Below are 13,937 nucleotides of genomic sequence, written 5' to 3' on the forward strand. Positions count from 1 at the left end.
TGGCGGGGTACTCGGCGTTATACCAGCTTTTTCACCAGCGCTTCGCTGTGGCGAATCCGCTCCGGAGCGTGCTCAAGATCCTGCTGCACCAGCCCCATAAACAGGAGATCGGTCAGCATCATCTGCGCGCTGGTGGAAGAGATGGCGGCGCTGCGCGTGGCCTGCTCCTCCGCAATGGTGTACAGGCATAGCGTAGCCTGCTGCTGAAGCGCGTTGGGGTTAAAACCGGTGATCGCCAGGATCTGGCTCCCTACCCGTAACGCTTCACCGGCCGCCATATTGATCTCGCGTCGTTCACCGGAGTAGGAGATGGCCAGCAGCAGATCGTCCGGCGACATCGCCTGTACCGTGGCCAGCAGCGCGTGCATATCCTGTTCAGAGACGGCGTTAATGCCGATTTTCATCAGCTTCCAGCTAAAGTTTCTCGCCACCAGGCCCGATGCGCCGATACCGGTAATGATCACCCGTCGGGCGTGGCGCAGCAGCGTGACGGCTTCCAGCAGCTTCTCTTCGGTGTTGACGTCCAGCGAGGCGTGCATAGCCGCGATGTTATCCTTAATCAGCTTTTCGCCAACCAGCCGAAGAGGATCGTCGCCGCGAATCTGATTATGCACCGGTACGGACTGCGGCGTAGGGGCGCTTGCCAGGGCTTCGCTCAGCGCCAGCTTTAACGCCGGGAAGCCTTTGAAGCCCATTTTCTGCGCAAATTTCACTACGCTTGACTGACTGACGCCGGCTTCGCCCGCCAGCTGCTGTGAGCTAAGGTGGCGGGTTTGATCCGGTTGAGCCAGAATGAAATCGGCCAGTTTTTTATCGCTTGCGGCCAACGTAGGGTAGCGCTGGCGAATACGGGTCAAACAGTTCATAGCGGCTCCGGAGGACAGCTTCACCCTCGGCTGAAAGAATTTTGTATTCGATTATAAGAGGATTATCGCGAATTAAAAATTCTATGCCTAAGATTTCTCTGCAAATGTGTTTTCTTAATCCGGATTCAACGACAGCGTATGTTTTCGCTATTGGCGACGCAAGGCTGTTAAGCTATTGGTAATCGAGCGATCGTACATGGGAGTAGGTTTTGAATAGCAGCACGCGGAGAGTGGTTTTTTTTGATCTGGATGGAACCTTGCATCAGCAGGATATGTTCGGCAGCTTTTTGCGCTATATCCTGCGCCATCAGCCGCTGAATACGCTGCTGGTGCTTCCTTTATTGCCTGTTATTGCCGCCGGACTGATGTTGTACGGTCGCGCCGCGCGCTGGCCGATGAGCCTGCTGCTGTGGGCTTCAACCTTCGGACGCAGCGAGCATCACCTTAAACGCCTGGAGGCCGATTTTGTTCGCTGGTTTCGCCAGCACGTTACGGCCTTCCCGGTGGTTCAGTCGCGGCTTAACCATTATTTGTCCAGCACGGACGCCGATGTCTGGCTGATTACCGGTTCGCCGCAGTCGCTGGTTGAGCAAGTCTATTTTGATACCGCCTGGCTACCGCGGGTCAATCTGATTGCCAGCCGGATGGAGCGGCGCTGCGGCGGCTGGGGGTTAACCCTTCGCTGCCTCGGCAATGAAAAGGTGGCGCAGCTGGAACAGAAAATAGGCGCTCCGCTGCGATTGTATAGCGGCTACAGCGACAGCGAGCAGGACAACCCGCTGCTCAATTTTTGCCAGCACCGCTGGCGGGTGACGCCGCAGGGCGATCTTCAGCAGTTAGAATAGTGTGTAATACATAGCGCCCATGTATAATGCGCCCCGCTTTTCTGCAGGAGTGCCCGCTTTGTCTGACCATGAATTAAATGATGAATACTGGATGCGTCACGCCCTGACGCTGGCCAAACGCGCCTGGGAAGAGGGCGAAGTGCCGGTCGGCGCCGTGCTGGTGCATAATCATCAGGTCATCGGCGAGGGCTGGAACCGGCCAATCGGCCGCCACGATCCGACCGCGCACGCCGAGATTATGGCCCTGCGTCAGGGTGGACTGGTGCTGCAAAACTATCGCCTGATTGACGCAACGCTGTACGTTACCCTTGAGCCTTGCGTGATGTGCGCCGGAGCGATGGTGCACAGCCGTATTTCCCGGCTGGTATTTGGCGCCAGGGATGCGAAAACCGGCGCCGCCGGGTCGCTGATGGATGTGTTGCATCATCCAGGCATGAATCATCGGGTAGAAATAACGGAAGGGATTATGGCGGAGGCCTGTTCCGGCATGCTGAGCGATTTCTTTCGCTGGCGGCGCGAAGAGAAAAAAGCGCTGAAGCGAGCTGGCCAGCAAGTGCAGGACTAATGCCCGGCGCCGGGGATTTTTAATTTTGCGTTATCAACCAGCGTTTCGGCGCGAAAGTTGAAAAAGGACGAAGCGTACTGTTCCGGTTTATCCAGCTCATCCGGCATGACCGCCGGATAGTGTTCGCCCAGGGCCGCCATCTGCGCCTCTTTTCTCTCTTTTTCAGAGAGATAGCCCACAAGGCTAATATGATATTTGCGAATGTTTTCGACGTAGGCGTAGGCTTCGTGTCCGCGTGCAAAGCCGTACTTCAGGCGGCTATAGTAGTTTTTCTGGCTTAACAGCGGCAGACGCTGTTTGACATCGGCCCAGCTATTCGGGTCGCCTTTCTGCTTTTTCGTCAGCGCCATCGCGTCAAGCATGTGCGCGTAGCCCATATTGTAAGCCGCCAGCGCAAACCAAATGCGCTCGTCCTGCGGCACCGACTCCGGCACTTTATTCATCATATCCTGCAAATAACGCATACCGCCGTCGATGCTTTGTTCGGCGTCGGTGCGATCGGTCAACCCCAGGCTTTGGGCCGTATTGCGGGTAAGCATCATTATCCCGCGCACGCCGGTAGGAGAGGTGGCCTGCGGATCCCAGTGCGATTCCTGCCACGAAATAGCCGCCAGCAGACGCCAGTCTATCTGTCGGGCATATTTTTCAAACATCGGCTGCAGGTCCGGGAGAACGCTTTCTACGGCGCGCAGGAAGGTGCGGGTGTCGACATAATCAAAATCGTTGCCGTGGCCGAGGTATTTCTCCTCCAGCCTCGCCAGGGTGCCGTCTTCATTAATATTATTGAAGAAATCGAGCATTGCCGCCGACAGGGAATTGTCTTCGCCTTTTTCGCTAAACCAGGTGACCGGCTGCTCGTCGCTGATATCGAGGGCGACGGCCAGCTCCGGGTGAACGCGCTGGAACAGGCTGACGGCGACCGAATCCGCCACGGTATAGTCGAGCTTACCATCGATGACCGCCTGCATTAGCGCCGTCGTCCCGCGCTTATCGTCCACGCGCCAGTCGAGGTCGGGATATTTTTGCTCTTTCAATGCCTGGAGATCGTTAATCGCCACGTGCCCGGGAGCGATCGCCAGCTGCGCGGCGGTAAGATTTGCCAGGGTGCGCGGGCGCAGGTTGCCTTTGCGATACACCAGCTGTTGCGAAACGGAATAGTAGGTCGGTCCGACCTGATAGTTTTTCACCCGCTCGGAGTTGTAGACCAGACCGGCAGCCAGCATGTCGGCTTTGCCTTCATCGAGATCGTCGAAGAGCTGGCTGATATTCTGCCTGACGGTGACTTTGAGCTCGACGCCGAGGTAGTCGGCAAACTGCTGCGCCAGCTCATAATCAAAACCGTAGGTTTTATCATTGAGGGTCGCGAAGGTCATCGGCGAATTAATGGTGCTGATGCGCAGTTCTCCGCGCGCCATGATCCCCGCCACGCGGTTTTCTGGTTTACCCATCCACGGGAGAGACGGCCACAGGGCGGCCGCCAGCAGGAGGGTCACAATGCCGATGAGCAGATAATTAATCTTTAGTTTTTTCAGATAGTTAATCTTCTGCAGCTTCGGGTTCCTCAGCAGATTATGACCAGAAAAAGTAAAAGGTTGTCTTGGATTGAGCGGCATTTTGCTTAAGAATGCGTCAGTTGGCAACTTATTCGCGAGATGAGTCACATTAATTGATAAACCCCGGCAATCATTTTATTTCTACGCAAACGGTTTCGTCGGGGCGCAGGATTCACTATAATGGCGCCCGTTTCCCCCCTGGCTCACCATGAAAGCTTCGAAGACGAGAGACTTATGATGGAAATTTTGCGTGGTTCACCTGCACTGTCGGCATTCCGTATCAATAAACTGCTGGCACGTTTCCAGGCGGCCAACCTTCCGGTCAGCACGATATATGCCGAGTACGTTCATTTTGCCGACCTTAGCGCCCCGCTCAGCGGCGACGATCGCGAGAGTCTGGCAAGGTTGCTCAAATATGGCCCGAACCTAAGCAGCCATACTCCAACCGGCAAGCTACTGCTCGTTACCCCCCGTCCCGGCACCATCTCTCCCTGGTCTTCTAAAGCTACCGACATCGCCCATAACTGCGGCCTGTCTCAGGTGGTGCGTCTGGAACGCGGCGTGGCGTATTACGTCGAAGCGGGCAGCCTGAATGACGAACAGTGGTCGCTGGTGGCGGCCGAACTGCATGACCGCATGATGGAAAGCGTCTTCACGGCGCTGGAAGAGGGTGAAAAACTCTTCGCCCACCATCAGCCCACTCCGGTCACCAGCGTTGACCTGCTGGGCCTCGGCCGTCAGGCGCTGATTGACGCCAACCTCCGTCTGGGGCTGGCGCTGGCCGAGGATGAAATCGACTATTTGCAGGATGCTTTCCAGAAGCTGGGCCGCAACCCGAACGATATCGAACTTTATATGTTCGCGCAGGCGAACTCTGAGCACTGCCGACACAAGATTTTTAACGCCGACTGGGTCATTGATGGCGAAAAGCAGCCGAAGTCGCTGTTCAAAATGATCAAAAACACCTTTGAGAAAACCCCGGACTACGTGCTGTCTGCTTATAAAGACAACGCCGCGGTAATGGAAGGTTCAGCCGTGGGTCGCTACTTCGCCGACCACGAAACCGGCCGCTACGACTTCCACCAGGAAGACGCGCATATTCTGATGAAGGTCGAAACCCATAACCACCCGACGGCGATCTCTCCGTGGCCGGGCGCGGCGACCGGTTCCGGCGGCGAAATTCGTGATGAAGGCGCGACCGGGCGCGGCGCGAAACCGAAGGCGGGCCTGGTGGGCTTCTCTGTTTCGAACCTGCGTATTCCCGGTTTTGAACAGCCGTGGGAAGAGGATTTCGGCAAGCCGGATCGCATCGTCACCGCGCTGGATATCATGACCGACGGCCCGCTGGGCGGCGCGGCGTTTAACAACGAATTCGGTCGTCCGGCGCTTAACGGCTACTTCCGTACCTATGAAGAGAAGGTCGCCAGCCACAACGGCGAAGAGCTGCGCGGCTATCACAAGCCCATTATGCTGGCGGGCGGTATCGGCAACATTCGCGGCGAACACGTGCAGAAGGGCGAGGTTGTCGTCGGCGCGAAGCTGATTGTTCTCGGCGGCCCGGCGATGAACATCGGCCTCGGCGGCGGGGCGGCCTCTTCAATGGCCTCCGGCCAGTCTGATGCCGATCTGGATTTTGCCTCTGTACAGCGCGATAACCCGGAGATGGAACGTCGCTGCCAGGAAGTTATCGACCGCTGTTGGCAACTGGGCGACGCCAACCCGATTCTGTTTATCCACGACGTCGGCGCCGGCGGTCTGTCGAACGCGATGCCGGAACTGGTCAGCGACGGCGGACGCGGCGGTAAATTCCAACTGCGCGATATCCTCAGCGATGAGCCGGGCATGAGCCCGCTGGAGATCTGGTGTAACGAATCGCAGGAACGTTATGTGCTGGCGGTCGCGCCGGAGCAACTGCCGCTGTTTGATGAGCTGTGCCGCCGCGAACGCGCGCCGTACGCGGTGATTGGCGAAGCCACCGAAGCGCTGCATTTGAGCCTCGACGATAGCCATTTTGACGATCGCCCGATCGACCTGCCGCTTGACGTGCTGCTGGGCAAAACGCCGAAAATGACCCGCGACGTGCAGACGCTGAAAGCCCAGGGCCAGAGTCTGGTACGTCAGGAAATCACTATTGCCGACGCGGTGAATCGCGTGCTGCACCTGCCGACCGTGGCGGAGAAAACCTTCCTCGTCACCATCGGCGACCGCACCGTCACCGGTATGGTGGCGCGCGATCAGATGGTGGGGCCGTGGCAGATCCCGGTGGCTAACTGCGCGGTGACTACCGCCAGCCTTGACAGCTATTACGGCGAAGCCATGTCTATTGGCGAACGCGCGCCGGTGGCGCTGCTGGACTTTGCCGCTTCCGCCCGTCTGGCGGTCGGCGAGGCGCTGACCAACATCGCGGCGACGCAGATTGGCGCGCTCAATCGCGTGAAGTTGTCGGCAAACTGGATGGCCGCAGCCGGTCACCCGGGCGAAGACGCCGGGTTATATGAAGCGGTAAAAGCGATTGGCGAAGAGCTTTGTCCGGCCCTGGGACTGACCATTCCGGTGGGTAAAGACTCCATGTCGATGAAAACCCGCTGGCAGGAAGGTACCGAACAGCGCGAGATGACCTCTCCGCTGTCGCTGGTGATTTCCGCCTTTGCCCGCGTGGAAGACGTACGCCGTACCGTCACCCCGCAGCTCGCAACCGTTGATAACGCCCTGCTGCTGATTGATTTAGGCAAGGGGAACAATGCCCTGGGCGCGACCGCGCTGGCGCAGGTTTACCGTCAGCTTGGCGATGTGACTGCCGACGTTCGCGATGTCGCGCAGCTGAAAGGCTTCTGGGATGCGATGCAGGCGCTGGTGGCTGAAGGTAAGCTGCTGGCGTGGCACGACCGGTCTGACGGCGGCCTGCTGGTCACGCTGGCCGAGATGGCCTTTACCGGCCACTGCGGCGTCAAGGTTGATATCGCCGCGCTCGGCGAGGATCGTCTGGCCGCGCTGTTTAACGAAGAGCTTGGCGGCGTGATTCAGGTACGTGCCGCCGACCGCCAGGCGGTGGAAGCGCAGCTGGCCGCTCATGGTCTGGCGGATTGTGTTCACTATCTTGGCCAGGCTACGGCGGGCGATCGCTTTGTCATCGAGGCCGACGGTCATCCGCTATTCAGCGAAAGCCGCACAACGCTGCGCATGTGGTGGGCGGAAACCACCTGGCAAATGCAGCGTCTGCGCGATAACCCGGAGTGCGCCGACCAGGAGCACGAGGCGAAAGCCAACGACGCCGATCCGGGCCTCAACGTGAAGCTCTCCTTCGATATCAATGAGGATATCGCGGCGCCTTATATTGCCACCGGCGCGCGTCCGAAGGTCGCGGTGCTGCGCGAGCAGGGCGTAAACTCCCACGTTGAAATGGCGGCAGCGTTCCATCGTGCCGGCTTTGATGCCATCGACGTGCACATGAGCGACCTGCTGGCGGGCCGTACCGGTCTTGCTGACTTCCAGGCGCTGGTGGCCTGCGGCGGCTTCTCCTACGGTGACGTTTTAGGCGCCGGTGAGGGCTGGGCGAAATCAATCCTGTTCAATGAACGCGTTCGCGACGAATTTGCCACTTTCTTCCATCGTCCGCAAACCCTGGCGCTGGGCGTGTGCAACGGCTGCCAGATGATGTCTAACCTGCGCGAGCTGATCCCGGGCAGCGACCTGTGGCCGCGCTTTGTGCGTAACCAGTCAGACCGCTTTGAAGCGCGCTTCAGCCTGGTTGAGGTGACCCAGAGCCCGTCGCTGCTGCTGCAGGGAATGGTGGGATCGATGATGCCGATTGCCGTATCCCACGGTGAAGGGCAGGTCGAAGTCCGCGATGGCGCGCATCTGGCGCAGCTGGAAAGCAAAGGCCTGGTGGCGCTGCGCTTCGTCGATAACTTCGGTAAAGTGACGGAAAACTATCCGGCTAACCCGAACGGGTCGCCGAACGGCATCACCGCGGTGACCAGCGAAAGCGGGCGCGCGACCATTATGATGCCGCACCCGGAGCGCGTGTTCCGTACCGTGTCGAACTCCTGGCACCCGGAAAACTGGGGCGAAGACAGCCCGTGGATGCGTATTTTCCGCAACGCGCGTAAACAGCTGGGCTAAAAACCGTTCGCGAATCGCATTAAGCCTCCTGCCCGCGCAGGAGGCTTTTTTATTTGTGAAGCTCATCGGCAAAAGGTGTCGGGGATCGCCGACAAACGCGCTATAGCGATGTCGTCAAAAGGAGACATTTAACCTGTTGATTTATAATAGCATTGCTAAACCATTCATCCGGTGTTGCTAATTAGCGACACTTTGCGCAAAAAACGATCATCATTATTTATACGCTTGAATAGTAAAAAGGTATTATATTTCATTGTGTTAATAAAATGTTTTGAGATGTGGCATAGTTCGTGCATAATTATAACCAGTGGCTCATTCACCTTCTTATGTCAGCCCCTTCGGGACGCGCTACATAAACTTCGAATGACGCACAAACAGGTGCCTGCCGTCCAACTCCTGATAACAGCTCTGCTTTATCAGTCATCGGGCGAAACGTCGAGTAAGGCACCGCCTCATTGCTTAATAAAGCCAGGCTCCCGTAGCCTGGCTTTATTATTTCTGGCGTAGATGTTTCTTGCGTCCTCAGTTAGCATCGTCATGAGCTAATGATTGAGACACTATCCTTGAAGCGACTCTCCCTTTTTCCCCGTTCGCTGCGCCAGCTGGTCACGCTATCCTTCGTGCTGATCTTGCTTCCGCTGCTGGTGCTGGCATGGCAGGCGTGGCAAAGCCTCAACGCGCTGAGCGCGCAGGCGGCGCATATCAACCGTACCACGCTTATCGATGCCCGCCGCAGCGAAGCGATGATTAACGCATCGCTGGAGATGGAACGTAGCTACCGTCAGTACTGCGTGCTGGACGATCCGACGCTGGCGCGGGTCTACCAGAATCAGCGCCAACGCTACAGTGAAATGCTCGATGCTCACGCGGGCGTCCTGCCTGATGAGAAAATCTGGCGGGCGTTGCGTCAGGATCTCGACGATCTGGCGGAGCTGCAGTGTAAAAATAGCGGTCCGGCGGCGAAGTCAGCCGCCAGCCTGGAAGCGTTTGCCTCCGCCAATAGCGACATGGTTCAGGCGACCCGAACGGTGGTCTATTCGCGCGGGCAGCAGCTGCAGCAGGAAATCGCCGAGCGCGGTCAGTTCTTCGGCTGGCAGGCGCTGGTGCTGTTTCTGCTCAGCCTGGCGCTGGTGCTGCTTTTTACCCGCATGATTATCGGCCCGGTGAAGGGCATTGAGAGAATGATTAACCGGCTGGGGGAGGGAAAATCCCTGGATGACGCCGCGCTGTTTACCGGTCCGCGCGAGTTGCGCTCCGTCGGCAAACGCATTATCTGGCTGAGCGAACGCCTTGCCTGGCTGGAATCCCAGCGGCATCAGTTCCTGCGCCATCTTTCCCATGAGCTGAAAACGCCGCTGGCCAGCATGCGCGAAGGGACAGAGCTGCTTGCCGACCGGGTGGCCGGGCCGCTGACGCCCGAGCAGCAGGAGATCGTGGAGATTCTGGATAACAGCAGCCGCAACCTGCAAAAGCTGATTGAGCAGCTGCTGGACTACAACCGCAAACAGGCCGATGGCCCGATTGCGCGCGAGACGGTCAACCTGGCCGAACTGGTGGAAAACGTGGTTTCCGCCCACAGCCTGCCGGCAAGAGCTAAAATGATGCATACCGAACTGGCGCTCAGCGAGCGTTTTTGCGAAGCGGAGCCTGCTCTGCTGGTGAGCGTACTGGATAATCTCTACTCCAATGCGGTGCACTATGGTGCTGAATCCGGTAACATTCGATTCCATAGCTATCGGCACGGCGAGCAGGTGCGCATTGACGTCATTAACAACGGCGAGCCGATCCCGCCCGCAGAGAGAAACATGATTTTTGAGCCTTTTTATCAGGGAAGCCACCAGCGTAAAGGGGCGGTAAAAGGCAGCGGTCTGGGGCTGAGCATTGCCCGCGACTGTGTACGGCAAATGCAGGGCGAGCTGAGCCTGGTTGATGATAAATCCGGGCTAATCTGTTTTCGTATCACGCTCCCCGTCGCCGAGTCTGGAAAAAATAACGTATAACTATCGGGTGATTATGTCCCACTTCTTCGCACTTGTCCGTCCCCTCAGGGGATGGCTGCTGTCAGGCATTTCGTGCCTGGCGCTGGCGGGATGTTCCGCCTCTACATCACCACACGCTGCGGATGGCAAAACGCTCTCCGCGCTGCCGCAGCACCAGGTCGCCGATTTTCTTTCGGTCGAGTGCGCCGACATCTGGACCCTGCAGAGCGAGGCCAGCGATAAAAACCCGCTGTACTGGCTGCGGGGAATTGACTGCGCGGATCGCCTTGCTCCGGTACAGGCGCGGGCTGAAGCCCGGCAGCACGATGCCAACAGCTGGCAGGATGCCTTTAAGCGCGGCATTTTGCTGGCCGATGCCAAAATCACGCCCAATGAGCGTCGCGATCTGGTGGCCAGCCTGGATACCTTTAGCCCGCAAATTGCCGCCCAGGTTCGCCCGCTCTATCAGCTCTGGCGCGATGCCCAGGGCCGGCAGCTTCAGCTGATTGACGAGCGCTCCCGCTACGCCAAACTGCAGCAGTCAAGCGATGCGGAGCTTGAGACGCTGCGTCAGCAGGAAATTGAATTACGCAATCAGCTCGAGCTGACGACCCGCAAGCTGGAGAATCTCACCGATATCGAGCGTCAGCTCTCCAGCCGTAAACCCGGCGGGAACTTTAGCTCAGACGCCGGGCACGGCAGCGATAAAGTCCCGGAGGTGATTCATGACGATCCGTAAACCCGCCCGCCTGCTGTTAGTGGACGACGATCCGGGCCTGCTGAAGCTGCTGGGCATGCGTCTTGTCAGCGAAGGATACAGCGTGCTGACCGCCGAGAGCGGGCCGGAGGCGCTGCGCATGCTGGGCCGTGACAAAGTGGATCTGGTGGTCAGCGATCTGCGGATGGACGAGATGGACGGCCTTCAGCTGTTCAGCGAAATCCAGAAGGTGCAGCCGGGAATGCCGGTGATTATTCTCACCGCGCACGGTTCCATTCCGGACGCCGTCGCCGCGACCCAGCAGGGTGTGTTTAGCTTTCTCACCAAGCCGGTGGATAAAGACGCCCTGTATAAAGCCATTGATGACGCGCTGGAGCAGAGCGCGCCGACGACCGATGAGCGCTGGCGCCAGGCGATTGTGACCCGTAGCCCGCTGATGGAGCGCCTGCTGGAGCAGGCCGGGATGGTGGCGCAGTCGGACGTCAGCGTGCTGATTAACGGCCAGAGCGGTACCGGCAAGGAGATTATCGCCCAGGCCATCCATAACGCCAGCCCGCGCCGGGACAAACCCTTTGTCGCTATTAACTGCGGCGCGCTCCCCGAACAGCTGCTGGAGTCGGAGCTATTCGGCCATGCGCGCGGCGCCTTTACCGGCGCGGTCAGCAACCGGGAGGGGCTATTTCAGGCCGCGGAAGGCGGCACGCTGTTTCTGGATGAGATCGGCGATATGCCGGTGGCGTTACAGGTAAAACTGCTGCGCGTTTTACAAGAGCGTAAAGTCCGCCCGCTGGGCAGCAATCGCGATATCGACATTGATGTGCGGATTATTTCTGCGACCCATCGCGACCTGCCAAAAGCGATGGCGCGCGGCGAGTTTCGCGAAGATCTGTTTTACCGCCTGAACGTGGTGAACCTGAAAATCCCGCCGCTGGCCGAGCGTACGGAAGATATTCCGCTGCTGGCGAACCATCTGCTGCGCCAGTCTGCCGATCGCCATAAACCCTTTGTACGCGCATTCTCCACGGATGCGATGAAGCGGCTGATGGCCGCCAAATGGCCGGGCAACGTGCGCCAGCTGGTGAACGTGATTGAGCAGTGCGTGGCGCTGACCTCTTCGCCGGTCATTAGCGACGCGCTGGTGGAACAGGCGCTGGAAGGGGAAAACACCGCGCTGCCGACGTTTGTCGAGGCGCGGAACCAGTTTGAGCTCAATTACCTGCGCAAGCTGCTGCAAATTACCAAAGGCAACGTCACGCATGCGGCGCGGATGGCGGGGCGCAACCGCACCGAATTTTATAAGCTGCTGTCGCGCCACGAGCTCGACGCTAACGACTTTAAAGAGTAGCTCCGGATGATGGCGCAAGTTATGATACGGTTAGCAACCGGTTACGCGACTAAAACAGGAACACCATGAAAAAGATTGATGCGATTATTAAACCCTTCAAACTGGATGACGTGCGTGAAGCGCTGGCCGAAGTCGGCATCACCGGGATGACGGTAACGGAAGTGAAAGGCTTTGGTCGTCAGAAGGGGCATACCGAGCTGTATCGCGGCGCAGAGTATATGGTTGATTTTCTGCCGAAAGTGAAAATCGAAATCGTTGTTACCGATGATATCGTCGACACCTGCGTGGATACCATCATCCGTACGGCGCAGACCGGCAAAATCGGCGACGGTAAAATCTTTGTCTTCGATGTCGCGCGCGTGATTCGTATCCGCACCGGCGAAGAAGACGACGCGGCGATTTAAGCTTAAAAAACGGATGATGGCTTAAGAACTTCAATTCCATCCAGATTTGTAGCCCCGGTAAGCGCACCGCCACCGGGGTTATTATACCGGGTTACAGCACCTTATGCGGCCCGAAACATTCGTAATGGATGTTGTCCTTATTGACTCCCAATTCAACCAGCTGCTGCGCGGCAAATTGCATAAACGCCACCGGGCCGCAGAGATAGAACTGCATCTGCGGGTCGCCGATCTTGTCGGCCAGGGCCGATAAATCCATCAAACCTTCGCTATCAAACGCGTCCGCCTGACGGTCCGCTTCGCTCGGACTGCGGTACCAGACGTGAGAAGTAAACTTCGGCAGCGTTTCACCCAGCGCTTTCACTTCGTCCGCGAAGGCGTGCACGTCGCCGTTCTCTGCCGCATGGAACCAGTTCACCTGCGCCGGATGCTGCGCTTTCGCCAGTACGTCAAGCATCGCCAGCATCGGCGTCTGCCCCACGCCGCCGGAGAGCAGCGTGACCGGCGTTTCTGGCGCCACGTTGAGGAAGAAATCCCCCGCTGGTGCCGCCAGATAAAACACATCGCCTTCTTGCGCAGAATCGTGCAGCCAGTTCGACACCTGCCCGCCGTTTTCGCGCTTAACCGCAATGCGATAGCCTTTGCCGTCGGGTTTGCGGGTCAGGGAGTACTGGCGAATTTCCTGATGCGGAAAACCTTCCGGCTTCAGCCAGACCGCCAGATACTGGCCTGGATGATATTCCGCTACCGCGCCGCCGTCGACCGGCTCAAATTCAAAGCTGGTAATCAGCGCGCTGCGCGGCGTTTTTTTGACGATGCGGAATGCGCGGGTGCCTTCCCAGCCGCCGGTTTTGCTGGCGCTTTCGCGGTAGATTTGCGCCTCACGGTTAATAAAGACGTTGGCCAGTACGCCGTAAGCCTTGCCCCAGGCATCCAGCACTTCCTGGCCGGGGCTGAACATTTCGTCAAGAGTGGCCAGCAGGTGGGTACCGACAATGTTGTACTGCTCGGGCTGGATCTGGAAGCTGGTATGCTTCTGGGCGATTTTTTCCACCGCCGGCAGCAGGGCAGGCAGGTTCTCAAGATTGCTGGCATAGGCGGCAATAGCATTGAACAGCGCCTCGCGCTGGTCGCCGTTGCGCTGATTGCTCATATTGAAGATTTCTTTGAGTTCAGGATTATGAGCAAACATCCGGTCGTAAAAATGGGCGGTCAGTTTCGGACCGGTTTCAACCAGCAGGGGGATGGTGGCTTTCACCGTAGCGATGGTTTGCGCGTCGAGCATAGCAGCTTCCTTTGTAGGTTATCTTAATGATGTATTTTAGATGCATCTTATAAAAATACCCCTGCTTTGTAAATGGTTCTTTAACGCTTTGCCCTACGGTAGTGACAACATGAAATATTCGCATCACAAACCTGAAAACAAATCCGTTGATAATTGCAGGAGCTTTATTGCTCAAAGCCTTGTGTTACGCGGAGCCAATCGTTTGCGTAAAATCCTTTGTCAAGACCTGTTATCACAGAATGATTCAGTTATACTGTG

The 13,937-nt window shown here is 57.8% G+C and carries 10 protein-coding genes; 7 read left to right on the top strand and 3 right to left on the bottom strand.

The features are described from left to right. Window positions 1-17: 17 nt before the first annotated feature. Entirely contained in the window at window positions 18-866 is an 849-nt protein-coding gene (locus GUC22_RS06350; RefSeq protein WP_004123673.1) for a MurR/RpiR family transcriptional regulator, read from the bottom strand. A 209-nt stretch (window positions 867-1,075) separates the two neighbouring features. On the opposite strand from GUC22_RS06350, the gene yfhb reads away from it, so the two are divergent. Both yfhb and tadA read left to right on the top strand, forming a co-directional pair. Further along, window positions 1,076-1,711, top strand: a complete 636-nt coding sequence (gene yfhb / locus GUC22_RS06355) for a phosphatidylglycerophosphatase C (protein ID WP_064343101.1) — start codon at window positions 1,076-1,078, stop codon at window positions 1,709-1,711. Between the two features lie 58 nt (window positions 1,712-1,769). Continuing rightward, a complete protein-coding gene (gene tadA, locus GUC22_RS06360) occupies window positions 1,770-2,276 on the top strand; it encodes a tRNA adenosine(34) deaminase TadA (protein WP_004134899.1) in 507 nt (168 codons plus the stop codon). On the opposite strand, the gene mltF is transcribed toward tadA, so the two are convergent. Continuing rightward, window positions 2,273-3,889, bottom strand: a complete 1,617-nt coding sequence (gene mltF / locus GUC22_RS06365) for a membrane-bound lytic murein transglycosylase MltF (RefSeq protein WP_024359368.1) — start codon at window positions 3,887-3,889, stop codon at window positions 2,273-2,275. The two genes, tadA and mltF, sit on opposite strands and share 4 nt — an antisense overlap. Window positions 3,890-4,063: 174 nt before the next feature. On the opposite strand from mltF, the gene purL reads away from it, so the two are divergent. The 5 genes from purL (at window position 4,064) to glnB (ending at window position 12,397) form a co-directional block, all read left to right on the top strand. Beyond that, complete coding sequence (purL, locus tag GUC22_RS06370; protein WP_098363442.1) at window positions 4,064-7,951, top strand: phosphoribosylformylglycinamidine synthase; 3,888 nt, start codon at window positions 4,064-4,066, stop codon at window positions 7,949-7,951. 563 nt (window positions 7,952-8,514) lie between these two features. Beyond that, window positions 8,515-9,951, top strand: a complete 1,437-nt coding sequence (locus GUC22_RS06375) for a sensor histidine kinase (protein WP_098067321.1) — start codon at window positions 8,515-8,517, stop codon at window positions 9,949-9,951. 13 nt (window positions 9,952-9,964) lie between these two features. Next, window positions 9,965-10,669, top strand: a complete 705-nt coding sequence (gene qseG, locus GUC22_RS06380) for a two-component system QseEF-associated lipoprotein QseG (protein ID WP_049085699.1) — start codon at window positions 9,965-9,967, stop codon at window positions 10,667-10,669. Further along, window positions 10,656-11,993, top strand: coding sequence for a two-component system response regulator GlrR (glrR, locus tag GUC22_RS06385; protein ID WP_024359365.1), 1,338 nt, complete (start codon window positions 10,656-10,658; stop codon window positions 11,991-11,993). Before qseG ends, glrR begins: the two co-directional genes overlap by 14 nt. 65 nt (window positions 11,994-12,058) lie before the next feature. Next, entirely contained in the window at window positions 12,059-12,397 is a 339-nt protein-coding gene (gene glnB, locus GUC22_RS06390) for a nitrogen regulatory protein P-II (protein ID WP_002914032.1), read from the top strand. A gap of 91 nt (window positions 12,398-12,488) precedes the next feature. On the opposite strand, the gene hmpA is transcribed toward glnB, so the two are convergent. After that, on the bottom strand, window positions 12,489-13,679 hold the full coding sequence (gene hmpA / locus GUC22_RS06395; RefSeq protein WP_154954887.1) for an NO-inducible flavohemoprotein: 1,191 nt from the start codon (window positions 13,677-13,679) through the stop codon (window positions 12,489-12,491). Window positions 13,680-13,937: the final 258 nt, after the last annotated feature.

The sequence above is a fragment of the Klebsiella sp. MPUS7 genome (assembly GCF_009905335.1).
GTDB lineage: Bacteria > Pseudomonadota > Gammaproteobacteria > Enterobacterales > Enterobacteriaceae > Klebsiella > Klebsiella grimontii.

Bases quoted from the DNA above. Each gene is read 5' to 3' on its own strand.
- GUC22_RS06350 (WP_004123673.1), bottom strand. From the start codon at position 866: ATGAACTGTTTGACCCGTATTCGCCAGCGCTACCCTACGTTGGCCGCA.
- mltF (WP_024359368.1), bottom strand. From the start codon at position 3,889: ATGCCGCTCAATCCAAGACAACCTTTTACTTTTTCTGGTCATAATCTG.
- purL (WP_098363442.1), top strand. From the start codon at position 4,064: ATGATGGAAATTTTGCGTGGTTCACCTGCACTGTCGGCATTCCGTATC.
- glrR (WP_024359365.1), top strand. From the start codon at position 10,656: ATGACGATCCGTAAACCCGCCCGCCTGCTGTTAGTGGACGACGATCCG.
- qseG (WP_049085699.1), top strand. From the start codon at position 9,965: ATGTCCCACTTCTTCGCACTTGTCCGTCCCCTCAGGGGATGGCTGCTG.
- glnB (WP_002914032.1), top strand. From the start codon at position 12,059: ATGAAAAAGATTGATGCGATTATTAAACCCTTCAAACTGGATGACGTG.
- hmpA (WP_154954887.1), bottom strand. From the start codon at position 13,679: ATGCTCGACGCGCAAACCATCGCTACGGTGAAAGCCACCATCCCCCTG.